Source organism: Amycolatopsis sp. NPDC051903, from assembly GCF_044452505.1.
Taxonomy (GTDB): domain Bacteria; phylum Actinomycetota; class Actinomycetes; order Mycobacteriales; family Pseudonocardiaceae; genus Amycolatopsis.
On the sequence record NZ_JBITBT010000005.1, the window covers coordinates 380,131 to 404,972 of the forward strand.

General features: G+C 71.0%; 22 protein-coding genes and 1 riboswitch. Of the genes, 12 read left to right on the forward strand and 10 right to left on the reverse strand.

Annotated elements, in window-relative coordinates; all coding sequences use genetic code 11:
• Nucleotides 1-45: 45 nt before the first annotated feature.
• The gene (locus tag ACIA77_RS15775; protein ID WP_395886569.1) at nucleotides 46-1,920 is read right to left on the reverse strand and encodes a propionyl-CoA synthetase; all 1,875 of its coding nucleotides are present in this window, start codon (nucleotides 1,918-1,920) and stop codon (nucleotides 46-48) included.
• Nucleotides 1,921-2,113: 193 nt separating this feature from the next.
• Here ACIA77_RS15775 and ACIA77_RS15780 point away from each other — a divergent pair, with 193 nt between their 5' ends.
• Entirely contained in the window at nucleotides 2,114-3,829 is a 1,716-nt protein-coding gene (locus tag ACIA77_RS15780; RefSeq protein ID WP_395886571.1) for a serine/threonine-protein kinase, read from the forward strand.
• 138 nt (nucleotides 3,830-3,967) lie between these two features.
• Nucleotides 3,968-4,297 (forward strand): hypothetical protein, encoded by a 330-nt coding sequence (locus ACIA77_RS15785; protein ID WP_395886572.1) that lies wholly within the window; start codon nucleotides 3,968-3,970, stop codon nucleotides 4,295-4,297.
• Here ACIA77_RS15785 and ACIA77_RS15790 read toward each other — a convergent pair.
• On the reverse strand, nucleotides 4,281-4,865 hold the full coding sequence (locus ACIA77_RS15790) for a class I SAM-dependent methyltransferase (RefSeq protein WP_395886573.1): 585 nt from the start codon (nucleotides 4,863-4,865) through the stop codon (nucleotides 4,281-4,283). The genes ACIA77_RS15785 and ACIA77_RS15790 overlap by 17 nt on opposite strands.
• An 82-nt stretch (nucleotides 4,866-4,947) precedes the next feature.
• On the opposite strand from ACIA77_RS15790, the gene ACIA77_RS15795 reads away from it, so the two are divergent.
• Nucleotides 4,948-5,697 carry an AraC family transcriptional regulator gene (locus ACIA77_RS15795; RefSeq protein ID WP_395886674.1) on the forward strand — a complete coding sequence of 250 codons (750 nt, stop codon included), beginning with the start codon at nucleotides 4,948-4,950 and terminating at the stop codon, nucleotides 5,695-5,697.
• On the opposite strand, the gene ACIA77_RS15800 is transcribed toward ACIA77_RS15795, so the two are convergent.
• Nucleotides 5,648-7,216 (reverse strand): dolichyl-phosphate-mannose--protein mannosyltransferase, encoded by a 1,569-nt coding sequence (locus ACIA77_RS15800; protein ID WP_395886574.1) that lies wholly within the window; start codon nucleotides 7,214-7,216, stop codon nucleotides 5,648-5,650. The two genes, ACIA77_RS15795 and ACIA77_RS15800, sit on opposite strands and share 50 nt — an antisense overlap.
• A 40-nt stretch (nucleotides 7,217-7,256) precedes the next feature.
• Between ACIA77_RS15800 and rsmI the strand changes: the two genes are divergently transcribed.
• On the forward strand, nucleotides 7,257-8,096 hold the full coding sequence (gene rsmI / locus ACIA77_RS15805) for a 16S rRNA (cytidine(1402)-2'-O)-methyltransferase (protein ID WP_395886575.1): 840 nt from the start codon (nucleotides 7,257-7,259) through the stop codon (nucleotides 8,094-8,096).
• Nucleotides 8,097-8,110: 14 nt separating this feature from the next.
• Here the strand turns inward: rsmI and ACIA77_RS15810 are convergent, their stop codons facing one another.
• A complete protein-coding gene (locus ACIA77_RS15810; RefSeq protein ID WP_395886576.1) occupies nucleotides 8,111-8,683 on the reverse strand; it encodes a QsdR family transcriptional regulator in 573 nt (190 codons plus the stop codon).
• Between the two features lie 68 nt (nucleotides 8,684-8,751).
• Between ACIA77_RS15810 and ACIA77_RS15815 the strand changes: the two genes are divergently transcribed.
• Complete coding sequence (locus tag ACIA77_RS15815) at nucleotides 8,752-9,708, forward strand: zinc-binding alcohol dehydrogenase family protein (protein WP_395886577.1); 957 nt, start codon at nucleotides 8,752-8,754, stop codon at nucleotides 9,706-9,708.
• Here ACIA77_RS15815 and ACIA77_RS15820 read toward each other — a convergent pair.
• The 5 genes from ACIA77_RS15820 to ACIA77_RS15840 form a co-directional block, all read right to left on the reverse strand.
• A complete protein-coding gene (locus ACIA77_RS15820) occupies nucleotides 9,692-10,945 on the reverse strand; it encodes an aminodeoxychorismate synthase component I (RefSeq protein WP_395886578.1) in 1,254 nt (417 codons plus the stop codon). The two genes, ACIA77_RS15815 and ACIA77_RS15820, sit on opposite strands and share 17 nt — an antisense overlap.
• A gap of 45 nt (nucleotides 10,946-10,990) precedes the next feature.
• Nucleotides 10,991-11,602, reverse strand: coding sequence for a GH25 family lysozyme (locus tag ACIA77_RS15825; RefSeq protein WP_395886579.1), 612 nt, complete (start codon nucleotides 11,600-11,602; stop codon nucleotides 10,991-10,993).
• Between the two features lie 96 nt (nucleotides 11,603-11,698).
• Nucleotides 11,699-12,463, reverse strand: coding sequence for an ABC transporter permease (locus ACIA77_RS15830; RefSeq protein ID WP_204093296.1), 765 nt, complete (start codon nucleotides 12,461-12,463; stop codon nucleotides 11,699-11,701).
• A complete protein-coding gene (locus ACIA77_RS15835; protein ID WP_395886580.1) occupies nucleotides 12,453-13,448 on the reverse strand; it encodes an ATP-binding cassette domain-containing protein in 996 nt (331 codons plus the stop codon). The genes ACIA77_RS15830 and ACIA77_RS15835 overlap by 11 nt, the downstream gene beginning before the upstream one ends.
• Before the next feature lie 91 nt (nucleotides 13,449-13,539).
• Entirely contained in the window at nucleotides 13,540-14,136 is a 597-nt protein-coding gene (locus ACIA77_RS15840) for a PadR family transcriptional regulator (protein ID WP_395886581.1), read from the reverse strand.
• Between the two features lie 75 nt (nucleotides 14,137-14,211).
• On the opposite strand from ACIA77_RS15840, the gene metG reads away from it, so the two are divergent.
• The 4 genes from metG (at nucleotide 14,212) to rsmA (ending at nucleotide 19,632) form a co-directional block, all read left to right on the forward strand.
• The gene (gene metG / locus ACIA77_RS15845; protein ID WP_395886582.1) at nucleotides 14,212-16,005 is read left to right on the forward strand and encodes a methionine--tRNA ligase; all 1,794 of its coding nucleotides are present in this window, start codon (nucleotides 14,212-14,214) and stop codon (nucleotides 16,003-16,005) included.
• A 110-nt stretch (nucleotides 16,006-16,115) separates the two neighbouring features.
• Nucleotides 16,116-16,943 (forward strand): TatD family hydrolase, encoded by an 828-nt coding sequence (locus ACIA77_RS15850; protein WP_395886583.1) that lies wholly within the window; start codon nucleotides 16,116-16,118, stop codon nucleotides 16,941-16,943.
• 422 nt (nucleotides 16,944-17,365) lie between these two features.
• Nucleotides 17,366-18,751, forward strand: coding sequence for a transglycosylase family protein (locus tag ACIA77_RS15855; protein WP_395886675.1), 1,386 nt, complete (start codon nucleotides 17,366-17,368; stop codon nucleotides 18,749-18,751).
• 38 nt (nucleotides 18,752-18,789) lie between these two features.
• Nucleotides 18,790-19,632: a 16S rRNA (adenine(1518)-N(6)/adenine(1519)-N(6))-dimethyltransferase RsmA gene (gene rsmA, locus ACIA77_RS15860; RefSeq protein ID WP_395886584.1), complete on the forward strand. Its 843-nt coding sequence runs from the start codon at nucleotides 18,790-18,792 to the stop codon at nucleotides 19,630-19,632.
• Here the strand turns inward: rsmA and ACIA77_RS15865 are convergent.
• Nucleotides 19,623-20,207 (reverse strand): TetR/AcrR family transcriptional regulator, encoded by a 585-nt coding sequence (locus ACIA77_RS15865; protein ID WP_395886585.1) that lies wholly within the window; start codon nucleotides 20,205-20,207, stop codon nucleotides 19,623-19,625. The genes rsmA and ACIA77_RS15865 overlap by 10 nt on opposite strands.
• A 371-nt stretch (nucleotides 20,208-20,578) precedes the next feature.
• A riboswitch (SAM riboswitch) is annotated at nucleotides 20,579-20,686 on the forward strand.
• A gap of 196 nt (nucleotides 20,687-20,882) precedes the next feature.
• On the opposite strand from ACIA77_RS15865, the gene ACIA77_RS15870 reads away from it, so the two are divergent.
• The 3 genes from ACIA77_RS15870 (at nucleotide 20,883) to ACIA77_RS15880 (ending at nucleotide 24,839) form a co-directional block, all read left to right on the forward strand.
• Nucleotides 20,883-21,887, forward strand: a complete 1,005-nt coding sequence (locus tag ACIA77_RS15870; protein ID WP_395886586.1) for a methionine ABC transporter ATP-binding protein — start codon at nucleotides 20,883-20,885, stop codon at nucleotides 21,885-21,887.
• 173 nt (nucleotides 21,888-22,060) lie between these two features.
• A complete protein-coding gene (locus ACIA77_RS15875; protein WP_395886587.1) occupies nucleotides 22,061-23,029 on the forward strand; it encodes a 4-(cytidine 5'-diphospho)-2-C-methyl-D-erythritol kinase in 969 nt (322 codons plus the stop codon).
• 37 nt (nucleotides 23,030-23,066) lie between these two features.
• A complete protein-coding gene (locus tag ACIA77_RS15880) occupies nucleotides 23,067-24,839 on the forward strand; it encodes an ATP-binding cassette domain-containing protein (protein WP_395886588.1) in 1,773 nt (590 codons plus the stop codon).
• Nucleotides 24,840-24,842 lie beyond the last annotated feature (3 nt).

Below are 24,842 nucleotides of genomic sequence, written 5' to 3' on the forward strand. Positions count from 1 at the left end.
GCCCGCGCCGACCACCGCCGGTCTTGGAAAAATGTCCGCGCCGGCTCAGCGCCGCAGCACCGCCCGCAGTGCGTCGAGCACCCCCGGATCCTCGATCGTCGAGGGCACCGGCTCGTCGCGGCCGTCGGCGATGCCGCGCATGGTTTTGCGCAGGATCTTGCCCGAGCGCGTCTTCGGCAGCGCCTCGACCACGGACACGTCGCGGAACGCCGCCACCGGCCCGACGTCGCGGCGCACCAGCGCCACGAGTTCCTCGCGCAGCCGGCCCTCGTCGACGTCCGCGCCCGCCTTCAGCACCACGAACCCGCGCGGCACCTGGCCCTTGAGCTCGTCGGCGACGCCGATGACCGCGCATTCCGCGACGGCCGGGTGCGAAGCCAGCGCCGCCTCCATCGACCCCGTGGACAGGCGGTGGCCGGCCACGTTGATCACGTCGTCGGTGCGGCCCATGACGAACAGGTAGCCGTCTTCGTCGAAGAAGCCGGAGTCGCCGGTGAGGTAGTAGCCGGGGTAGCGCGACAGGTACGCCTCGCGGTAGCGCTCGTCGTCGCCCCACAGCGTCGGTAGCGAGCCGGGCGGCAGCGGCAGCTTCACGACGATCGCGCCTTCGCGGCCCGCGGGCAGCTCGTCGCCGTTCTGGTCGAGCACGCGCACGTCCCAGCCCGGCACGGGTTTCGTCGCCGAACCCGGTTTCACCGGCATGGGCTCGAGGCCGCGCGGGTTGGCGGCGATGGGCCAGCCCGTTTCCGTCTGCCACCAGTGGTCGATCACGGGTGTGCCGAGGATTTCGCTCGCCCACTGGTAGGTCTCGGGGTCGAGGCGCTCGCCGGCCAGGAACAGCGTGCGGAACTTCGCCAGGTCGTACTTCTTGAGTTCGGCCGCGCCCGGGTCGAACTTCTTGACGGCCCGCAGCGCGGTCGGTGCCGTGAACAGCGCCTCGACGCCGTGCTCGGCGATCACGCGCCAGAACGCGCCCGCGTCGGGAGTGCCGACCGGTTTGCCTTCGTACAGCACGGTTGTCGCGCCGATCAGCAGCGGCGCGTAGACGATGTAGGAGTGCCCGACGACCCAGCCGACGTCGGACGCCGTCCACCAGGTGTCGCCTGCGTGGACGTCGTAGACCGCGCCCATCGACCAGGCCAGTGCGACGGCGTGGCCGCCCGCGTCGCGCACCACGCCCTTCGGCTTCCCGGTGGTGCCGGACGTGTACAGGATGTAGAGCGGGTCCGTCGCCTTCACCGGGACCGGGTCGGCCGGTTCGGCGGTCTCGACGAGGTCGACCCAGTCGAGGTCCGTGCCCGACAGCTCCGCCGTCGCCCGCTCGCGCTGCAGCACCACGACGTGGTCGGGCTGGTGCTCCGTCATCTCCAGCGCCGCGTCGATGATCGGCTTGTACTCCACGACCCGCGTCGGCTCGATCCCGCACGACGCGGCGATCACGAGCTTCGGTTTCGCGTCCTCGATGCGCGCGGCGAGCTCCTTGGGCGCGAACCCGCCGAACACCACCGAGTGCACCGCGCCGATCCGCGCGCACGCGAGCATCGCGATCACAGCCTCGGGGATCATCGGCAGGTACAGGATCACGCGGTCACCCTTCGTGACCCCGAGCGACTTCAGCGCTCCCGCGAACGTCGCCCCCTCGTCCCGCAGCTCGCCGTAGGTGTAGCGCCGCTTCTGCCCCGTGACCGGTGAATCCCAGATCAGCGCCGGCTGCCCGCCCCGGCCGCCGTCGGCGTGCCGGTCGAGCGCGTTGTACGCCGTGTTCAGCTCACCGTCGGGGAACCACCGGTAGAACGGCTCGCGTGAGGCGTCCAGGGCCTTGGTGGGTGACTTCGTCCAGTCGATCGCCCGCGCCGCCTCGAGCCAGAACCCCTCGGGATCGTCCAGGCTGCGCCGGTAGGTCTCCGCATAAGCGCCCACGGTGTCTCCCTCGACAGTGACATCAGCGATCCGTCCTCATGATGGCCCCGGAAAGGGTGTCGTGCAGGTTTCACACCGGTCACGACCCACCCACCCGGCAACCCCGCGAAGGCGGCGTGCGTCCTAAGCTGGACCACGGGGATCAGCCGCGTGGCGGTACCAACCGGCCACCGAGAGTGAGGGGAACCAGGCGGTGAGCGGATTCGCGAGCGCGCTGCTCTCGTTCGCCCACACCCTGTTCGGCCCGGGGTTCTGCCCCGGCGACTGGGTCTGGGCGACGACCACAGCCGGTGCGCTCGTCGCGCTGTTCCCCGCGCTGGGGGCGCTGGTGGTGGCGCTCGTCCGCAAGGGGACGGGCAACCGGTACGACGCCACGACGCTCACCGTGTTCGGGCTCATCGGCGTCGTCAGCGTGCTGGTGCTGCCGTGGCTGCTGGCGAACGGGATCTCGGAGACGTTCCGGGAGATTTTCGCCGGTGGCAAGGGCGGGCTGTCGGCGGCCGACCGCGCGTCGCTCGACACGGATTACTGCTTCGTGGGCGTGCAGAAGTCGTACCTGGGTGGCGGCAGCAACGTGTTCGAGGCCGTCTTCTACAACAAGGGCCTGAAGCTTTCGTACGGGCTGTACGTGCTCGCGCTGACCGTGCTGCCGGCCGGGTCCTTGCTGTTCATCATGTTGCAGGCGCGCACGGCGTTCCGGCGCGGGCCGAAGTGGCCGTCGCGGTTCTTCTGGATCCCGTTCGTGGTCATGGTGGTGGCGAGCGTCGGGATGTCGGCCAACACGGCCGTGCACTTCTGGCTCGGGTTCCTGCCGTTCAGCGTGCTGGGGCTGATTCCCGTGGGCCTGGTCGGGCCGCCGCCGTGGGCGGTGATCAACCGGCCGGAGCCGCGGCGTGAGCCGGAGCGGCCGCCGGTTTCGCAGGCGGCGCCGCGGCCGCAGCTGCCGCCGCCTCCGCCGCCGATGAACAAGCCGTACCCGGCGACGGCGCTGGCGTCCGCGCCGGAGCCGCCGGGGCTGCTCGCCGCCGCCCCGGGAGCGATTCCGCCGCCGCCGGGTTCGCGGAACGCCGGGGGCAGCCGCTACCGCCGCGTGCGCCGGCTGGGGCACGGCGGGTTCGGCACCGTGTGGGAGGCCGTCGACACGCAGCTCAACCGGACGGTCGCGCTGAAGATCGCCCACGCGCCCGACCGGGACACCGAGGAGCGCATGCAGCGCGAGGCGCGCGCGCTCGCCGCGGTGAACCACCCGAACTGCGTGAAGGTGTACGACCTGGTCGAGGAGCCGGACGGCCTCGCGCTCGTGATGGAGTACCTGGAGGGCCGCCCCCTCGCCGAGGTGGTCGACGGACAGGGCCCGCTCGACGACGTCGCCGCCGGCCGCCTGTGGTCCACGATGGCGGGCGCCCTCGTCGCGGCGCACGAGAAGGGCGTGCTGCACCGCGACCTCAAGCCGTCCAACATCATCCTCGACCCGGCGGGCCTGGCGCACCTCATCGACTTCGGCATCGCCCGCAGCCAGGGCGACTCCAAGATGACGGCCACGGGCATGATGATCGGCACCCCCGACTTCGTCGCGCCGGAACAGGCGATGGGCGCCCCGGCCAGCCCGGCCTCCGACGCGTGGCAACTGGCCGCCACCATCAGCTACGCCCTGAGCGGCCAGCCCCCGCGCGGCACCCGCGAGACCCCGATGGCCGCACTGATGGCCGCCGCCCGCGCGGAACCGGTGTCGCGCCTGCCGACGCGCTCGGCGCACGCCCGGATCCTCAGCGCCTCCCTCGACCAGGAACCCCGCCGCCGTCCCACGCTGAACGCCGTCCGCCGCGAGGTGGAGGGCTGGCTGTCGCGCGCCGGGAAGTCCCCGGACGGCCCCGTCACCCAGATCGTCCCGCGGCAACCGCACCGCTGAAATTCACTGGCGTGGTGCGGCATGATCGTGGGGTGACGACTCTTCGAAAGGTCCATGGCGCGTAGATCGCCGTCAGCGGTTCGCGCCGGTCTTCCGATCCGGCCGCGACAGAATCGTGAGTTCTCGAGCATTCCCGGCGTGCCCCGGTGGGCGCTGGCCGACGTCCACCGCTTCGAGGCGACTGTGCTGCGGCCGGGAGACGTCGGCCAGGCCCTGCGCGACCTGCGACGGCACGCGCGCAACCCTCGGCGGCTCGAGGCCCACCGGGTGGACGGCTGCCCCTGCGGCGAGAACCTGATCCGCTGGACTTTGGAAACGGCGCTCGAAGCCCTGCCGGGGCGAAGCCGCGCCGCCCTGCGTGCGCTCATCAAGCCGCTTGACGACGAGTTCCGCCGCAGGACGGTGCTCGACCCCTCGGCGCCACCAGCGTGGCCGTGGTGGCAGCGGCGGGTCACCTCCTCGCAGTGACTACCGGCTTCACGGCCGAGAACTCCAGCCGTTCCTTCGGCCGATGCCGCACGTCCACGTCGTCGAAGCCGGCCGCCGAGAGCCGTGAAGGCAGGGTGGCGGCGTCGACGACGTTCATCGTGTCGCCGAGGTGCAGGAGGCGGAAGCGGAGGCTCAGCTGGCTGTCCGTGACGCAGTACACGCCGCCGGGGCGCAGCACGCGGCAGGCCTCGCTGAAGATCGCGTTCTGGAGCGTGGCGGTGGGGACGTGGTGGAGCATCGTGAAGCACACGACGGCGGAGAAGCGGCCGGCGTCGAAGGGGATGTCCGCGCCGCTGCCTTCGACGACGGAGGCGCGCGAGCCGAACGCGTCGCGCAGCAGCGAGGCCGACGCGGGGTCGATTTCCAGCAGCGTCAAACGTGGCACCACGTCGAGCAGGACGCGGGTGGTCGCGCCGAAGCCGGGGCCGATTTCGAGGACGTCGTCGCCGAGGTCGAAGCGGGCGAGCCACGGGGGCAGCACCTCGGCGATCATCGACGCCCACTTCTCCGACGAACACAGGCGGCGGTGGATCAGGTTCATGGGCATACCCGAAACGGTAGGAACCCCAGCGCGTGGCCGATAGGCGATAGACTGCCAACCCATGTCGTGGGACGGTCACGCCGGGGCGATGCTGCTCGGTGAGCTGCGGCTGCCCGCCGGCGCCTGGTACCCGTGGCACGAGCACCCGGTCCACCAGCTCGTCTGGGCCGCGCAGGGTGTCGTGGCGGTCGGCATCGGGGAGGCGCACTGCGTGCTGCCGCCGACGCGGGCGTTGTGGGTGCCCGCGGGCGTGCCGCACCGCACGGGCGCTGTCGGCAACGCCGAGCTGCGCGGCGTGTACGCGGACCCGCGGCAGTGCCCCGTGACCTGGGCGGAGCCGCGGATCGTGAAGGTCGGGCCGCTGCTGCGCGAGCTGCTGGAGTACCTCACCGGCAGTCCGGCCGACGACGCCCGGCAACGCGCCGAGGCCGTCGTGTTCGACGTGCTGGAGCCGCTGGACGTCGCGCCGATCGTGGTGCCGTCGCCGGCGGATCCGCGGGCGCGTGACGTCGAGGCGATCGTGCTCGCCGACCCCGCCGACCGGCGCGGGCTGGCCGAGCTGGGCCGCGCCGTCGGGGCGAGCGAGCGGACGCTGGCGCGCGCGTTCGTCCGCGAGTGCCGCATGACGTTCGGGACCTGGCGCACGCAGGCGCGGCTGCGCGCGTCGCTGCCACTGCTGGCCGAGGGCCTGCCGATGACGACCGTCGCGCACCGCGTGGGGTACGCGACGGCGAGCGCGTTCGTCGCGGCGTTCCGGCGGGCCGTCGGCGTGCCGCCCGGTGCCTACTTCACCGCCAAGACGGCAGCCACATCTCGGCGTTCCACTGCCCCGTCGTGACGGGGAGGCCGTTCAGGATCGGCCACAGCCAAGCGAAGTTGGCCACCACGAGTCCGGTGTAGAGCGCGACGACGAGCAGACCGGTGCCCCGGCGTTCGAACCCGAGCTTCGCGCCGCCGAGGATCTGGCCGAGCACCAGCACCAGGCCGAGCACCAGGAACGGCGCCATCGGTGTGGCGTAGAAGAAGTACATCTGCCGGTCGATGTTCGTGAACCACGGCAGCAGGCCCGCGAAGTAGCCGGTGAGCACGGCGGCGTAACGCCAGTCGGCGCGGAAGAGCCAGCGCCACAGGCCCCAGCCGAGCATCGGCAGCGCCAGCCACCACATCGCGGGCGTGCCGATCAGCATCGTCGCGCCGACGCAGCGCGCCTCGCCGCAGCCGGTGACGTCGCCGTCGTAGTAGTAGAGCATCGGACGCAGGCCCATCGGCCACGTCCACGGCTTCGACTCCCACGGGTGCGGGTTGTCCTTGGGCGTCAGCAGAGTTTCGTGGAAGTGCAGGACGTTCAGCGAGTAGTCACCGAGCGAGCGCAACGCGGGCGGCACCCAGGCGAAGAAGCCCGGGTCGATGTTCTTGATCTCGGTGTAGTGCCGGTCGGTCGCGGTGTCACTGGCGAACCACGCCCAGAACGCCGCCAGGTACATCAGCAGCGGGATCACGACGATCGCCCACAGCGCGGGTGCGACGTCGCGCCGAATCGTGCCGACCCAGGGCCGCTCGACCCCCGCCGCGCGCCTCGCCGCGACGTCGAAGAACACCGTGAGCAGACCGAACGCCGCGATGTAGTACAGGGCCGACCACTTGACACCGAACGTCAGCCCGATCATCAGGCCCGCGGCGAAGCGCCACCAGCGGAACCCGAGCTTCGGCCCCCAGACGGATTCGTTCACCCAGCCTTCGCGCACGGCCACCGCGAGCCGTTGGCGCACCTGGTCGCGGTCGCACAGCACGCACGCGAACGCGGCCAGCACGAACAGCGCGATGAAGATGTCGAGCATGCCCATCCGCGACTGCAGGTGCAGCACGCCGTCGCAGATCACCAGGACACCGGCGATGCCGCCGAGCAGCGTCGAGCGGGTGAGGCGCCGCGCGACGCGGACCGTCAGCAGGATGATCAGCGTGCCCGCGAGCGCCGGCATGATGCGCCAGCCCCAGCCGTTGTACCCGAACAGCCACTCGCCGACGGCGATGAAGTCCTTCGCGAGCGGTGGGTGGACGATCAGCTCGTAGCCGGCGTTGTCCTCGTACCCGCCGTTGCGCAGCATCTGCGCGGCCTGGGGCACGTAGTGCTTCTCGTCGAAGACGGGTGTGCCCTTGTCGGTGGGGAAGCCGAGGTTCTGGATGCGGATGATCCCGCCGATCACCGTGAGGACCAGCGTGACGATCCAGCTGCGCAAGCGGTCGGTCGGCATGCCGCGGCCCAGCAGGGTGGCCTCGCGGTCGGTCGGCGGACGGAGCGCGTCGACCGGGTCCGGCCGCACGCTCTCGTCGTCGGGACGGGTCAGCAGCGCGGTCACGGGGCCTGATACTACGACGTCGGTCGTTAGGCTGACGTGCATGTCCACTCCGCCCGGCCGGCTCGTCCTGGCCGCCACCCCCCTCGGCGACCCGGGCGACGCGTCGCCCCGCCTGGTCACCGCCCTGGGCACCGCCGACGTCATCGCCGCCGAAGACACCCGCCGGCTGCGTTCCCTGGCCGCAGCGCTGGGCGTTTCCCCGTCGGGCCGGGTGGTGTCGTTCTACGAGGACGTGGAAACCTCGCGGCTGCCGGGGCTCCTGGACGCCCTGCGCTCCGGCTCGACGGTGCTCCTGGTGACCGACGCGGGGATGCCTTCGGTGTCGGACCCGGGCTTCCGCCTGGTTTCGGCTTGTGTGGCCGAGGATCTGCCGATCACCTGCCTGCCCGGCCCCTCGGCCGTGACGACGGCGCTGGCTTTGTCCGGTTTGCCTTCGGACCGGTTCTGCTTCGAGGGCTTCGCACCGCGCAAGCCGGGGGAGCGCGCGCGGTGGTTCTCGGCGTTGGCCGCGGAGCCGCGGACGGTGGTGTTCTTCGAATCGCCGCACCGGCTGGGTTCCTTGCTGGCGGACGCCGTTGCCGCGCTGGGGGCTTCCCGCCGGGCCGCCGTGTGCCGCGAGCTGACCAAGACGTACGAAGAGGTCAAACGGGGCACGTTGGGCTCACTGGCCGAGTGGGCCGCCGACGGGGTCCGGGGCGAGATCACCGTGGTGCTGGAGGGGGCGGTGCCGCCCACGGTGTCGGTGTCGGACCTGGTCGATCAGGTCGCGGCCCGGGTGGCCGCCGGGGAACGGCTGAAGGCCGTGGCGTCCGAAGTGGCCGAGGGGGCGGGGGTGTCCAAAAAGGACCTGTACGACGCCGTGGTGGCCGCCCGGAAGTGAGGCCACCGCAGTGATCAGCTCAACAGGGCCGAAACGGCCGCGTGCGCCTTCGCCGCATCAGGCTCGTCGCCCGTGATCACGTCGGTGTAGATGAAGGATTCGCCGAGGCGGACGAGGACGTAGGCGAGGTCCGGGGCCGGCAGGGGGGACGCCAGGCGGCCCGCCGCGATTTCGGCCGTCAGGAGGTCCGTCAGCTGAGCGATGGTGCGGGACTGGACCACACTCGCCTTCGTCGTCAGCAAGCGCAGGGCGCGTTCGGGTTCGCGTTGCAGGAACGCGCGGAAAGCCGCGGAGCCGTTCACCGTCGAGACAAACGCGCCGATCGCATCCGCCACCCCGGCGGCGCCCCGGCCGGTGAAGGACACGTTGTCGAACACCAGGGACGTTTCGGACCACAGGATTTCGGCCAGGAGGTGGTCGCGGCTGCCGACCCAGCGGTGGAGGGTGGCGCGGCTGATGTCCAGCGCCGCGGCCAGATCGCGCATGTCGACGCGGCGGCCGGCGAGGAACCAGGTGCGGGCCAGTGCGAAGGCGGCGGCGGGGTCGGGGCGCGAGGCGAACGTGTCGATGGCGTGAGACGTTACCACAGAGTGTCGCATTGATGAGACGTCTGACAGAATGTCTCAACGCAACCGACGACGAAAGAAGAGAGCCGATGCGCGCTGTGCAGGTGACCGAGTTCGGTGGACCCGAGGTGCTCAACCTCGTCGAGCTGCCCGAGCCCCAGCCCGGAGACGGCGAGGTGCTGATCGACGTCGAGCGGATCGGGGTCAACTACGCGGACACGCACCAGGCGGAGAACTCCTACCTCGCGCCGAGCAAGCTGCCGCTGGTGCCCGGGGGTGAAGTGGTCGGGAAGACGCAGGACGGCAAGCGCGTGGTCGCTCTCATCACCAGTGGTGGGTACGCGGAGAAGGCCGTCGCGGACAAGCGCATGGCGTTCGAAGTGCCGGCGAACGTCGACGACCTCCACGCCCTCTCGATGCTGGTCCAGGGCACCACGGCCTGGGTGCTGCTGAAGAAGAACGCCCACCTCGAAGCCGGCGAGACCGTCGTCGTCCACGCGGCGGCCGGCGGCGTCGGCTCGATCGCCGTGCAGCTGGCGAAGGCGTGGGGCGCCGGCCGCGTCATCGCGACCGCCAGCAGCGAAGAAAAGCGCAAGCTCGCGCTGGAACTCGGCGCCGACGTCGCGGTCGACTCGAACGCCGGGAACACGACTGACGCGCTCGTCGAGGCCAACGGCGGCAAACGCATCGACGTCATCCTCGACATGGTGGGCGGCGCGACCACCGACCAGAGCATCGCGGCGCTGGCGCCGTTCGGCCGCCTCGCGTTCTTCGGCATGGCGAGCCGGAAGCAGCCCAAGCCCGTCGAGCTGCGGAACCTGCTCGGCCACAGCACGACGATCACCGGCATGTGGCTGCCGCACGTCTTCCGCCTGCCCGGCAACGTCTTCGGCACCGCACTGAACGACCTGTTCACCCTCATCCAGGACGGCGAGCTGCGGGCGATCCCCGGCGGCGAGTACGCGCTGGAACACGCCCGCGCCGCCCACGAAGCCCTGCGTTCGCGCGGCACCGTCGGGAAGCTCCTGCTCAACCCCCGCGCGTAGGCGTGGCCAGGAGTGCCTCCAGTGGCGCCGCCTTGTGAAGGCACTCCTGCCACTCCGCCGCACTGTCCGAATCGGCCGTGATCCCGCCGCCGACCCCCAGGGAAATCTCCGAGCCGCGAACCTCGAACGTCCGGATCGCCACGTTCAGCTCAAGCCCGGCCACCGGCGACAGCAGCCCCACCGCGCCCGTGTAGACGCCGCGCGCCACCGGCTCCAGGGAAGCGATCTCCGCCAGCGCCCGGATCTTGGGTGCGCCCGTCACCGAACCCGGCGGGAAAGTCGCGTCCAGCAAAGCGGCATCCGACGCGCCCGGCGCCAGCGATCCCTCCACAGTGGACGCCAGATGCCACACACCGGGCGCCGGGTGCACGTCGAGCAGCGACGGCACCACCACGCTCCCGACCGAGCACACGCGCCCCAGGTCGTTGCGCACGAGATCCGTGATCATCACGTTCTCGGCGACGTCCTTGACCGACTGACGCAACAAAAGAGCGTTACCGTCCTCACGCGGGCCCCGCCGCGGCAACGTGCCCTTGATCGGCGTCGACCGCACCCGTCGCCCGTGCCGCGCCAGGAAGAGCTCCGGCGACAGCGACACCACCGACCCCCACTGACCCGAGACGAACGCCGAACGGGACGGCGCCAGCCGCCGCACCCCCTCGGCGAACAGCGCCGCGGGCGAACCCGAGAACGAGCCTGTGAACCGAGTGCACACGTTCGCCTGGAACAGTTCCCCCGCCTCGATCGACGCCACACACGCCTTCACAGCCTGCTCGTGCTCGACGGCAGGGGGCCGTCGCAGGGAAGAAGCCTGCCACGTCAACGAAGCAGCAGACCCGAGCGCTCGCTCCACAGCGGACAGCAACGGCCCCGGATCGTCGGCCAGCGACTCGAACCAGCACACCCCCGCCGCGTCCCACCGCAGCACGTGATCGGCCCACCCCCAGGCCGACGCCGGTACCCCCGACGACCTCCCCGACGGATCCGTCAGGTCGTAGGACAGGTACCCGAACCACCCGCCCCCGACGCAGCCCGGCTCACCGGCGACCACCGCACCCGCGGGAAACGGCGCGGGTGAAACCCCCACGAACGGCGCCACCACCGCGCGCGACCCGAACCACGACCCGCACAACGCCGCCGGCTGCGGCAATCCCCGTGCTGCGGCAAAAGCCGACAACAGCTCAACGGCACGTGAAGGGGTCACGTCCGTCGTCAGCCGCTGCCGGGAGAAGCGCACGCGCACATCTTGCCAACGAACACCGGCGGAACGGGAAAACCGTGATCAGAGCAGCACGTCCGACAACGTGAACGGGTAGACCACCGCGTCCTGCGCCACCGGTCCCGCGATGCCCGCCAGCCCCGAGTACGCGTGCTGGTGCAGCCCCAGCCGGGCGTGGAACCACCCGGGCCGGCCGGCGATGCCGTTGTGGCGCACCAGCCACAGCACCACGTCCGGATCGGCCCAGCGGTCCGGGTGCAGCCGGTGCGCCCAGCAGTCGTGGCCCGCGTACACGAGCACGCGCCGGATCCGGGCCGCGTGCCGCACGTGCTTGATCCACGACTTCACGAACCGGTCGTCGACGCTGACAGCGTCCACCTCGAGAGCAGGCGCCAACGACCCGGGCGCGAACGCACCGAGCTTGCTGGCCGTGCGCACGAAGTGGTCGGCCTGGTCGTGCACGGCGCCCGGCCGCGCGTAGTGCCGCGCGCCCGTGTGGATGCCCGCGTGCTGGGCCGACGCGAGCAGCCGCTCGGCACCCGGGTCGCTCCAGTTCACGTTCTCGCTGATCGTCACGGACGCGAACCGGACGTCGGCGGCGCGCACCGCCGCCCAGTCGAGCACCTGCTCGCGGTGGGTGAGGGTGAGCCCTCGCTCGGTCTCCGGTTCGGTCACGCTGCGCCCCTGCCAGCCCTACGTCGGGTGAGAGGCCACCCTACGTCGGGAACACGGGCGCAGCGCGGCCCGAACCCGGCGTGTCCCGGGCTTTGATCAGGCGTTTTCCCGCTGGAACGTGCGGGTTCCCCACCAGATCGCGAGCACGGCCATCACGAACACCACCACGCTGCCGGTGAACAGCGCGTCCATCGAGAAGTCGCCGCGGAAGCTGTTGCGCTCCACGTCGACCACGTGCCGGAACGGGTTGATCTGCGAAATGGTGTACAGCCACTTCGGCGCCAGCCCGGCCGTGATCGGGATGAGGATGCCGGAGAGCAGGAGCAGTGGCATGAGCACGGCGTTGAGCAGGGCCGGGAACGACTCCTCGCTCTTGAGCGTGAGCGCCAGCGCGTACGAGCACGAGGCCAGCGTCAGCGCGAGGAGGAACACGATGAGCAGGCTCAGCAGCACGCCACCGACCGGTGCGTCGAGGTCGAACACCAGGTACGCCAGCACGATGATCAGCACCGACTGCACCACGGCCTGCAGCGCGTTGGCCAGCACCTTGCCGAGCAGCAGCGCCGCGCGGCTCACCGGCGTCACGCGCAGCCGCTCGACCACGCCGGAGCGGTAGTCGGCCAGCAGCGAGAAGCCGACGAACGAGCTGCCGAACAGCGCGAGCTGCGCGATGAGCGCGGGCGTGAGCACCATCCAGCCGTCGACGTCCGACAGGCCCTGCGCGTTGAGCGTCTTCACGAGCAGCGGCCCGAAGAAGAACAGGTACAGCAGCGGCTGCATGATCCCGATCAGCAGCCACGCCGGGTTCCGCAGCGCGGCGGTCATGTCGCGGCGGAAGATCAGCCACGTGTCAAGCAGCACCGGACACCTCCGGGGCGGCGGGCTGCTGCTCGGCGTCGCGCAGGGTGCGGCCGGTCAGCGTGAGGAACACGTCGTCGAGCGTCGGGCGGGTGACCTGCATGGACGTCATCGCGATGTCCTTCGCGTCGAGCGCGCGCAGCAGCTCCGGCATGGCCGTGTCGCCGCGCGGCACGCGGAAGCGGATCGTCCCGTCGGCCACGTCGAAGTCGTGCGCGCCCGCCAGCCGGCGGGCCACGTCGGCGGCCTCGATCGCCGCCGAAGGGTCGACGCCGATGACCACGCCGTCGCCCGACACCTTCGACTTGAGCGAGTCGGGTGTGCCCTCGGCGACGATCCGGCCGTCGTCGATCACGATCAGCCGGTCGGCCAGCGCGTCGGCCTCGTCGAGGTAGTGCGTGGTCAGGAAGATCGTCACGCCGTGCTCGGCGCGCAGCCGGCGGATGTGGTCCCACAGGTTCGCGCGGCTCTGCGGGTCGAGTCCGGTGGACGGCTCGTCGAGGAACACGAGCCCCGGGCTGTGGACCAGCCCGAGCACGATGTCGAGCCGCCGGCGCTGGCCCCCGGACAGCGTCTTCGTGAGGCGCTCGCCCAGCCCCGCGAGGTCGAGCTGCTCGCTCAGCACCTCGCCGCGGGCGATCGCGTCGGCCTTCGACAGGCCGTAGAGCCGGCCTTGCAGCTCGATCTCCTCGACGACGCGCACCTCCGGTGACGAACCCCCGCCTTGCGCGACGTAGCCGATGTTGCGCCGGACCCCGAGCGGGTCGGTGAGCAGGTCGTGCCCGCCGACCGTCGCCGTCCCCGCGGTCGGCTTCAGCAGCGTGGTGAGCATGCGCAGGGTCGTGGTCTTGCCCGCCCCGTTCGGGCCCAGGAACCCCACCAGCTCGCCGGCCTCCACGTCGAGGTCGACCCCCTTGACGGCGTGGACTTCGCCCCCGCCCCGGCCCTTGCGGCGAAAGCGCCGCTCGAGGCCGCGTGCCGTGATCATGAGAACCCCTCTCCTCCCAGAGATCAACTAGTCAAGTTTGACGAGTCGAGGAGCACACTGTGCCCGAGCGGAGATTGCTAGTCAAATTTGATTACCTTGAGGATTGCCCGGGGCCGCGGAACAACGGGTCGGGGTCGTCGGCCATCACGTACTCGCCCTTCTCGAGCCGCTCGATCAGGTTCTCGAGCCAGGTGTGGCTCGCCCCGGAGATGCCGGCCCACAGCCGGAACAGCTCGACGACGTGCGGCGGCTGGCCCCAGTCGGCCTGCTCGTCGAGCATCAGCCGCGCCCGCCGTTCCTCGCCCTCCAGGTGCACGAGGCGCTGCCGCAGCAGGCTGATCGCGTGTGCGCGGGGCAGCGCGGGCATGAGCCCGATGCCCGCCGACATCTCGGGGTGGCCGACCTCGGGGTCGGACAGCGCGCGCGTGAGCAGCAGCTGGAACTCCTGCTCGCCGTCGGCCGTGAGCCGGTAGGCCACGCGGTCCGGGCCGGCATCGCCCGGCTCGACGTCGACCTTCTCCAGGAGGTTCTCCGCGCTCATCTTCTTCAGCGCGTGGTAGATCGACCCGGGCTGCACGTTGGCCCACTTCTCCGCGGACCAGCTCAGCAGCTCGCGCCGGACCTGGTAACCGTGCGCCCGGCCGAACATGCGCACCACTCCGAGCACGAGCAGACGCGTCGCCGACACCGCGTTCTCCCTTCGCGTACCGCCCGACAATGCCGCTGAAGAATGCCTTGGACGGTTTCCGTAGGCTAAACAGGTATGAGCACCCCTGTGTTGACCGCGGTGGCCTGGCCCTACGCCAACGGCCCCCGCCACATCGGCCACGTGTCCGGATTCGGCGTCCCGTCCGACGTCTTCTCCCGCTACCAGCGAATGGCCGGCAACCGGGTCCTCATGGTGTCCGGGACCGACGAACACGGCACCCCGATCACCGTCCAGGCCGACAAGGAGGGCCTGACCCCGCAGCAGACCGCCGACAAGTACACGCGCCAGATCGACGAGGACCTGCGCGGTCTCGGGCTGTCCTACGACCTGTTCACGCGCACCACCACCGGCAACCACGCCGAGGTGACGCAGCAGATCTTCCTCGCGCTCAACCGCAACGGCTACGTCGTGCCGAAGACCACGCGCGGCGCGATCAGCCCGTCGACCGGGCGCACGCTGCCCGACCGCTACGTCGAGGGCACCTGCCCGATCTGCGGGTACGAGGCCGCGCGCGGCGACCAGTGCGACAACTGCGGCAACCAGCTCGACGCCGCCGAGCTCATCAACCCGCACTCGCGCATCAACGGCGAGACGCCGAAGTTCGTCGAGACCGAGCACTACTTCCTCGACCTGCCGGCGTTCACCAAAACCCTCGGCGACTGGCTCGCCACGAAGACCGACTGGCGCCCGAACGTCCTCAACTTCACCAAGAACCTCATCGACGACATGCGGCCGCGCCCGATCACGCGCGACCTCGACTGGGGGGTGAAGATCCCGCTCGACGGCTGGCGCGACCAGCCGCTCAAGCGCTTTTACGTGTGGTTCGACGCCGTGATCGGCTACTTCTCCGCCAGCGTCGAATGGGCGCGCCGCACTGGGCAGCCCGACGCGTGGCAGGAGTGGTGGAACAACGCCGACGCGCGCGCCTACTACTTCATGGGCAAGGACAACATCACCTTCCACGCCCAGATCTGGCCCGCGCTTCTCCTCGGCCACAACGGCGACGGCGACCACGGCGGCGAACCCGGCAAGTACGGCAAGCTGCACCTGCCCGACGAGATCGTGTCCAGCGAGTTCCTCACCATGAGCGGCTCGAAGTTCTCGACCTCGCGCGGCACCGTGATCTACGTGCACGACTTCCTGCGCGAGTTCGGCCCCGACGCGCTGCGCTACTTCATCTCCGTGGCCGGCCCGGAGACGCAGGACACCGACTTCACGTGGGACGAGTTCGTCCGCCGCACCAACTTCGAGCTGGCCAACGAGTGGGGCAACCTCGTGAACCGGTCGATCTCGATGGCGCACAAGAACGTCGGCGCCATCCCGCGCCCGGACGCCCCCGCGCCGGCCGACGAGGAGCTGAAACAGCTCTCGCGCAAGGCGTTCGACACCGCCGGGGCCCACCTCGCCCGCTCGCGCTTCAAGGCGGCGGCCTCGGAGGCCATGCGCGTCGTCACGGCCGCGAACCGCTACCTGTCGGACCAGGAGCCGTGGAAGCTCAAGGACGACCCGGCTCGCCGCGACAGCGTGCTCCACACCGCGCTGCAGGTCGTCAGCGACGCCAACACGCTGCTCACGCCGTTCCTGCCGCACTCGGCGCAGAAGGTCCACGAGGCCCTCGGCGGCACGGGCGTGTGGGCCGCGCAGCCGGAGCTGCAAGAGGTCGAGGACCTCGACATCCCCGGCCGGATCAACCCGATCCTCACCGGCGACTACGCGGGTGAGCAGGCCAAGTGGGAGTCGAAGCCGATCGAGGTCGGCCGTCCGCTGCAGAAGCCGACGCCGCTGTTCACGAAGCTGGACCCGAAGCTGGGTGAAGACGGGCCCGAGTGGGCGCCGATCATCAAGTAACACTGTCGTGCCGCCGAAGGGCGCCCCGAGGACTCCCCGGGGCGCCCTTCGCCGCGTTCGGGCGCCACCACCCGCACCGGAGCGGCTTCGCCGCGCAGTAAGTTCAGGGCATGGGTGAAGACAAGCGTGAACTGCCGCCGATCCCCGACCGCCTCCCGGCCGCCGTGGTCGACGCGCACACCCACCTCGACGCGTGCGGGGCCGTGACGGCCGCCGACGTGACCGCGATGGTCGACCGCGCCGAACGGGCCGGCGTCGCCCGCGTGGTCACCGTCGCCGACGACCTCGCGGCGGCGCGCTGGGCCGTCGACGCGTCCACGTGGGACCCGCGTGTGTTCGCGGCTGTCGCCATACATCCCACGCGCACCAAGGAGTTCGGCGACGCCGAGAAGTCCGAAGTGGAGCGTCTCGCCGCCGCCGAGCGGGTGGTCGCGGTCGGGGAAACGGGCCTCGACCACTACTGGGACTACTCGCCCCACGACGCCCAGCAGGCCGCGTTCCGCTGGCACATCGACCTCGCCAAGCGGCTTGGCAAGACGCTGATGATCCACGACCGCGACGCGCACGAGGACGTGCTGCGCATCCTCGACGAAGAGGGCGCACCGGACACCGTCGTCTTCCACTGCTTTTCCGGCGACGAGCACATCGCGCGCCGCTGCCTCGACAAGGGCTACGTGCTGTCGTTCGCGGGCACGGTGACGTTCAAGAACGCCCGCGGCCTCCACGAGTCCGCCCGGCTCGCGCCGGCGGGCCAGTACCTCGCCGAGACCGACGCGCCGTTCCTGACGCCCCACCCGTTCCGTGGGCGCCCGAACGAGCCCTACTGCACCGCTTACACCGTCCGGCACCTCGCGGCGCTCAGGGGCGAAGCCGTCCACGAGGTCGCCGAAGCGGTCCGGACCACGGCCGAGCGGGTGTACCACTTGCCGGGTGCCTGATTCCACGCTGTCACAACGGGTTGAACGGATTGCGACGTTCGGGGAACGCGATCGCCCACTCTGCCGAGTGACACAAGTCACGACACTCCGGGGGGTGTTTGCGGAACCCGGCGACCTCCGTTACTGTCCCGTGATCGTGCCGGTCGGAACCGCGAAGGCGGATCCGGCTGATACGCCCACAGTCACGTCAGTGCACGTCGGGGAAGCGGAACCGGGGTTGGTACGACTCGGAACCGTGACGATGGCGCTGGCTGGGGGTGTCGGACTTGAGAGGCGCACCGAGCGGTGCGTCGCGACGAAGGACGGGTAGTGGCGACACTTCCTGCCCTGGGAAAGGGAACGACCCGGTGACTGGTAGTTGGCAGGGTGGCGCGCGCCATAGCGCGGACAGCCCCTACTTCACTTCCGCTGGTTCGGTGGCCGTGCTCGACCGCGAGCTCGAGGACACCGCGTACGGGGAGCTCGAGTTCTCCGACGAGCTGTACGTGACCGAACAGGACGTGCTCGTCGCCCTCGGCGACGACGCCGACGCGCTGATGGCCGAGATCGACGTCGACGTCGACGAGCTGATCCGGCTGATCAACGCCGAGACCACGATGCTCCCGCCGCTCAACCTCCCGGACGAGCTGGCCGAAGACCGCACCGCCGCTCCGGAGACCCAGAAGGTCGCCGTCGAGGAAGGCCTGCGCGAAGCCACCCGCACCTGGAAGCGCCGCTTCCTCAAGGGTGCGGTGCTCGCGGTCATGATCACCGTCGGCGGCGGCGGTGCCGCGGCGCTGGCGATGAACAAGAGCGTGACCGTCGACGTCGACGGCCAGCAGCGCACGGTCCACAGCTACGGCGACACCGTCGGCGAGGTCCTCGAGGACGCCGGCCTGTCCGTCGGCGCGCACGACTCGCTCTCGCCCTCCCCGCAGGCCGCGGTCGGCGACGGCGGCGTCATCAAGCTCGAGCGCGGCCGCCAGCTCAACCTGGTCGTCGACGGCGTGGCCCGCCCCTCGTGGGTGCGTGCGACCACCCTCGGCGAGGCCATGACCCAGCTGGGCATGAGCGACCTGATGTCGCAGGGCGCGTGGACGTCCATGCCGGGCACCGGCGAGCTGCCGCTGCAGGGTTCGACCGTGCAGGTCAAGACCCTCAAGCACGTCACGCTCTTCGACGGCACCAACGCGCCGCGCCAGGTCACCACCAACGCGGTGACCACCAAGGAATTCCTCTCCGACTTCAAGATGACCCTCGGCCCGGACGACGCGGTCCAGGGCGGTCTCGACGTCTCGCTCAAGGACGGCGCCGAGGTCCACATCAGCCGCATGGGCGTCTCGATGGTCAACCAGCAGGAGACCATCGACCCGGACGTGCAGAAGGTCGACGACCCGACGCTGCTTCAGGGCCAGACCACCGTTCAGGACCCGGGCACGCCGGGCCAGAAGATGGTCACCTACAAGGTCACCAAGAAGAACGGCGAAGAGGTCTCGCGCGAGCAGGTCTCGGTGAAGATCCTCGTCGAGGCCAAGGCGAAGATCATCAAGGTCGGCACGAAGGTCCCGCCGGACCCCGCGATCGGCGACGGTTCCGCGTGGGACCGCATCGCGGCGTGTGAGTCGGGTGGCAACTGGGCCGTCAACACCGGCAACGGCTACTACGGCGGCCTCCAGTTCGACAAGCGCACCTGGGACGCCTACGGCGGCGACCAGTACGCGTCCCTCCCGAGCGAGGCGACGCGCGCCCAGCAGATCGCGGTGGCCGAGAAGGTCCGCGACGCGCGTGGCGGCTACGGCGCTTGGCCGGTGTGCGGCAAGCGGGCCTGAGTCCCTCCCCCTCCGCGGCAGCTCGGTAGGCTTCTCCGGTGGTTGAACTGCTGGGGCCTGCCGAGATCCGCGGGCTGGCCGAAGAGCTCGACGTCCGGCCGACGAAGAAGCTCGGCCAGAACTTCGTGCACGACCCCAACACGGTTCGCCGCATCGTCGAGCTGGCCGGGGTGCGGCCCGGGGACGTCGTCCTCGAGGTCGGCCCGGGCCTTGGCTCTCTGACGCTGGGCTTGCTGGACGCGGGCGCGTCGGTCGTCGCGGTCGAGATCGACCCCGTCCTCGCGACCCGCCTGCCCCGGACCGCCGCCGAACGCGCGCCGGAAGCCGCTGATCGACTGACGGTCGTCGGCGCCGACGCACTGCGGATCACCGCGGCCGATTTGCCCGCTTCGCCGGTGTCGCTCGTGGCGAACCTGCCCTACAACGTCGCGGTCCCCGTGGTGCTGCACCTGCTCGCCGAACTGCCGTCGCTCGCGCGGGGGCTGGTGATGGTGCAGACCGAGGTCGCCGACCGCATGGCCGCGGGCCCCGGCAGCCGCATCTACGGTGTCCCGAGCGTCAAACTCGCTTGGTACGGCCCGGCGCGCAAGGTCGGCGCCGTGCCGCGGTCGGTGTTCTGGCCGGTGCCGAACGTCGACTCGGCACTGGTGGCCTTCGAACGGGGGCCGGCCGTGTCGGAGGACATCGACCGGCAACGCCTTTTCGCCGTCGTCGACGCGGCGTTTTCGCAGCGCCGCAAAACGCTGCGGGCCGCGCTGGCCGGCTGGGCGGGCTCCGCCGACCGCGCCGGCGAACTCCTCGCGGCGGCCGGGATCGACCCGAAGACCCGCGGTGAGCAGCTGGCCGTCCAGGACTTCGCGAGGATCGCCGCTCAAGCCTGAAACAGGCGGTCGAGGTGGTAGTCCAGGGTGACCAGGACCTCGTCCAGCGTGAAGCGGCCGTGGAGGACGTCGAGGCCGAGCCCCGTGACGCCGGCGACCAGCAGGTTCGCCTCGAGCCGCGGCTGCGCGCCCGGCGGGAGCACGGCGCGGCGCAACAGGCTGGTGAGCAGGTCTTCGATCGGCGTCTCGTCGTGGATGAAGGCCTGCGCCAGCCGCGGGTCGCTGTGGGTGCGGCTGAAGTACGCGCGGTGGACGCGCAGGGACAGTTCGCGGTCGGCGTCCAGCGGCAGCAGTTCGGTGAGCAAGGTCCGCACCACTCCGCGCACGCTCTGGTCCAGCTGCGCCGCGATGCGGGCCTGGGCCCGGCGCTCGCCGCGTTCGTGGAGGTACTGCAGCGCGAGCACGAGCAGGTTGTGCTTCGTTTCGAAGTAGTACTGCACGAGCCGCAGCGACACCCCCGCCTCGGCCGCGACCTCGCGCATGCTCACCGCCTCGAGCCCGCGGTCCGCGGCGATGCGCCAGACCGCCGACGCGATCTCGCGCCGGCGCTGTTCGTGGTCGGTCCGGCGCGGCATGGTGGTACGAGTGTATCCGATACGCGTGTATCACAACGGTGTGACGGACGCGCGCCGGCGCCCCGCCAGCAGGACGGCTGTCCGGTTGGGGAGACGAGGTGTCTCGTGACGACGAACTACTTCACCAAGCCGCCGGTCGGCGCCGTCTGGACCGCCATTTCGAGCCATTCGAGCAAAACTGTTCTGTGCCAACGAAAGCCAAGCGTCCACAGTGGATGTGATCGCCGGTGCTCTCGCTCGGAAGCAATTCGGGGACGGAGCGATCCGCGCCCACGATGTGGCGGCGCGTGTCCCGGTGTCCGGGCACCACCACTCGTGTGATCTGCACCAACGCGCTTGCGTTCACCCAATGGGATCGGCTTTACTCGGAATGTCCATCCCGAGCGACTGAGAGACCTGGCTCGACGAAGTCGCAGCAACCACCCTCCGACAGGGCAGGTGCTACAGCCAGGACCGATGGAGGCTGTTACCGATGAAGAGGGTTGCCCGCCCGCTCCTGTTGACCAAGCGGCGCGTTGTCGACGAAGGCCGCCGCACGGTATGTGCGTGTCGACGCTCCACGGCCAACGTCTGATCTTCTTCCGCACTTTTGCGCACCGTCCGAAAAGGACGGTTAATCGGTGACGTCCGGCGCGCCCGGGAACGGTGCTGCGCCCACTGCCAGGAGCATTCTTCGTGATCACTGTCGAAAACGTGTCCAAATCCTTCGCCTCCAACGGAAATCCGGTTCCCGCGCTGCGTGACGTGAGCGTCGACGTGCAGGCCGGTTCCCTCTTCGGCGTGGTCGGCCCGGCCGGCTCCGGCAAGTCGACCCTCGCCCGCTGCATCGCGTTGCAGGAGCGCCCCGACCGCGGTGTCGTGCGGCTCGACGGCCTCAACACCGCCGCGCTCGACGGCCGCCGGCTGCGTGAAGTCCGCCGCCAGCTGGGTGTCGTCGGCACCAAGCCGGAGCTGCTCGCCGAGCGCACCGTCGCCGGCAACATCGCGACGCCGCTGGAGCAGCTGGGCGTCGACGGCCCGCAGCGCAAGAGCCGCGTCGGCTCCCTGCTCGACCTCGTCGGCCTCACCGCGCGCGCCGCGCAGAAGCCGGGTGACCTGACGGCCGGCCAGCTGCGGCGCGTCGCCGTCGCCAAGGCGCTCGCCGCCGGCCCGGCCGTGCTGCTCGCCGACGACCCGACCTCGGGCATCGCCCCCGAAGAGGCCGGCGCCGTGCTCGCCGTGCTCGACCGGGCGCGCGCCGAGCTGGGCACCACGGTCCTCGTCACCACCCCCGACGCCAGCGTGGTCCGCCGCGTCTGCGACGACGTCGCGGTGCTCGACCACGGCTCCGTCGTCGAGCGCGGGCACGTGCTGGACCTCATCGCCGAACCCGGCAGCTGGACCGGCGAGGCCGTGCTGCCGGCGATCGAGACGTCGCGCGCGCAGGCAGCGAAGTACGACCGCTCCGCCGACGTGATCCTGATCGGCTTCGCGTCCGTCGGTGCTCTCCTGCCCGAGGCGGCCGGCCGCTTCGACGTCGAGGTCGCCACCATCGGCGGCGGGATCACCCGCATCGGCGACACGCCGATCGCGCGCTTCCGCATCGGCCTGCGCGGCGAGCGTGCCGACGCCGCCCTGTCCTGGATCGCCGACCGCGGCGCGCACGTGGCCCAGCCGGTGCGCGCGGCCGTCGCCGCCTGACGCAGTCGCCGCGAGGGCCCCTCGGACACGTGCCGAGGGGCCCCTCTTCGTCGGCCCCGGACCCGCGTCCGGCACTTCGGGGCCTCGTGTCCGATTCCTTGGGACAGCTGTCCTGAAAACGACTGTTTTCTCCTGGTGGGGAGCCCGCTCCCCAGGCCACGTAGGCTGGACGGGTGCTCGCCGTCGTACCACCACCAGTCACCGTCCGGGTCCCGGCCAAGGTCAACCTGCACCTGGCCATCGGTGACCTGCGCGAGGACGGTTACCACGACTTGGTCACCGTCTTCCAGGCGCTTTCGCTCACGGACGAGGTGACCGTCGCCGCGACCGAAGAACCGGGGCTCGAGGTGTACGGCGAGGGGGAGGGCTCGGTGCCCACCGACGCCACCAACCTCGCGTGGCGCGCGGCCCAGGAGCTCTCGTCCTACGCCGGCCGCCAGGAAGGCACCGACCCGAAGGTGCGGATCGTGCTGCGCAAGGGCATCCCGGTCGCCGGCGGCATGGCGGGCGGCAGCGCCGACGCGGCCGCGACGCTCGTGGGCCTGGCCTCGCTGTGGAAGCTCGACGTGACGCGCGACGAGCTGGCGGCCATCGCCGGCAAGCTCGGCAGCGACGTCCCCTTCGCCCTCTACGGCGGCACCGCGCTCGGCACCGGCCGCGGCGAGCAGCTCGTGCCCGTGCTGTCGCGGCACACGTTCCACTGGGTGCTCGCGTTCGACACCGAAGGCTTGTCGACGCCGAAGGTGTTCGGTGAGCTCGACCGGCTGCGCGCCGACGGCAACCCGCCGCGCATCGGCTCCCACACCCCCGTGGTCGAAGCCCTCGCGTCGGGTGACCCGCGCCAGCTCGCGCTGCTGCTGGGCAACGACCTGCAGGCGGCGGCCGTTTCGCTGCGGCCGGGCCTGCGCCGCACGTTGCGCGCGGGCGTGAACGCCGGCGCGCTCGCCGGCTGCGTGTCGGGCTCCGGGCCGACGTGCGCGTTCCTCTGCGCCGACGCGCAGACGGCGGTCGAGGTGGCCGCGGAGCTGTCAGGTGCCGGCGTGTGCCGCACGGTGCGCGTCGCCCACGGCCCCGTGCCGGGCGCTCGCGTGGTCGGCGGCGACGACGCCCCGCGCAACGCGCCCCCGCGCGTGCACGCGTGAGTATCGAGTCCACTGTGGAAAGGATCGGCTGAAGCGGATGGCCAACTTGGTCAACCTGGAGTCGGTGAGCAAGTCGTACGGCGTGAAACCGTTGCTGGACGGTGTTTCGCTCGGTGTCGCGGCCGGCCAGCGCATCGGCGTCGTCGGTCTCAACGGCGGCGGCAAGACCACGCTCCTGGAAGTGCTGTCCGGCTTGGCCGAGCCGGATTCCGGCCGCGTGAGCCACGTGCGGGACCTGCGCATGGCGGTCGTCACGCAGCGGACGGAGCTGCCGCCGGGCAGCACGGTCGGCGACGTCGTGCTGGCCCGCTACGGCGCCGAGCACGAGTGGGCCGCCGACGCGCGCGTCCGGTCTATTGTGGACGGTCTCGGCATCACCGTCATCGGCTTGGACACCCCGACCACGAACCTGTCCGGTGGTGAACGCCGGCGCGTCGCGCTGGCCGCGGCGCTCACCGGCGAGCTCGACCTCGTGGTGCTCGACGAGCCCACCAACCACCTCGACATCGAGGGGGTGCGCTGGCTCGCCGACCACCTGCTCGCGCGCCGCATCGCGGTCGTGGTCGTGACCCACGACCGGTGGTTCCTCGACACGGTCGCGAGCCTCACGTGGGAGGTCGCGAACGGCCGCGTCGAACAGTACGAAGGTGGTTACGCCGACTGGATCTTCGCGCGCGCCGAGCGCGCGCGGCTGGCCGCGACGGCCGAGGAGAAGCGGCAGAACCTGGCGCGCAAGGAGCTGGCGTGGCTGCGCCGTGGCCCGCAGGCGCGTTCGTCGAAGCCGCGCTACCGCGTCGAAGCGGCCGAGGCGCTGATCGCGGACGTGCCGCCGCCGCGCGACACCGTGGAGCTGATGGCGTTCGCCAAGCGCCGCCTCGGCAAGACGGTGGTGGAGCTGGAGGACGTTTCGCTGCACGTCGGTTCGCGATCCCTGCTCGACCACGTGACGTGGCGCGTCGGGCCGGGTGACCGGATCGGTCTCGTCGGCGTCAACGGCTCCGGCAAGACCTCACTGCTCAAACTGCTGGGCGGCGACGTCGAACCCGAGACGGGGCGGCGCATCGAGGGCAAGACCGTCGCGCTCGCGCACCTGCGCCAAGAGCTCGACGACCTGCCCGCGGACTTGCGCGTGCTGCAGGCGATCGAGCAGGTGGCCGGGCGCGTGGTGTTCGGCAAGCAGGAGATGACGGCGTCGCAGCTCGGCGAAAAGCTCGGCTTCCCGGCCGAACGCCAGTGGACCCCCGTCGGCGACCTCTCCGGCGGCGAGCGGCGCCGGCTGCAGTTGTGCCGGCTGCTCATGGCCGAGCCCAACGTGCTGCTGCTCGACGAGCCCACCAACGACCTGGACATCGACACCCTGCAACAGCTCGAAGACCTCCTCGACGGCTGGCCCGGCACGATGGTCGTGGTCTCCCACGACCGCTACCTCGTCGAACGCGTCTGCGACGCCACGTACGCCCTCTTCGGCGACGGCCGCGTCACGCACCTGCCCGGCGGCATCGACGAGTACCTGAGCCGCCGCCAGACGCTGCGCTCCGTGGTCCCGCGCCGCGACGCCGCTGTCGCTCCGGAGAAGGCCGAGGCCAAGCGCAGCGCCGCGGAGATCCGTGCGGCGCAGAAGGAACTCGGCCGGCTGGAGCGCAAGCTCGACCAGCTGGCCACCCGCGAGGAGAAGCTCCACGCGGCGCTGCTGGAAGCCGCCACCGATCCGGATCGGCTCATCGCACTGAACACCGAGCTGAAAGCCCTGCACGCGGAGAAGGACGACGTGGAGGCCCGGTGGCTGGAGACATCCGAACTGCTCGACTGACCG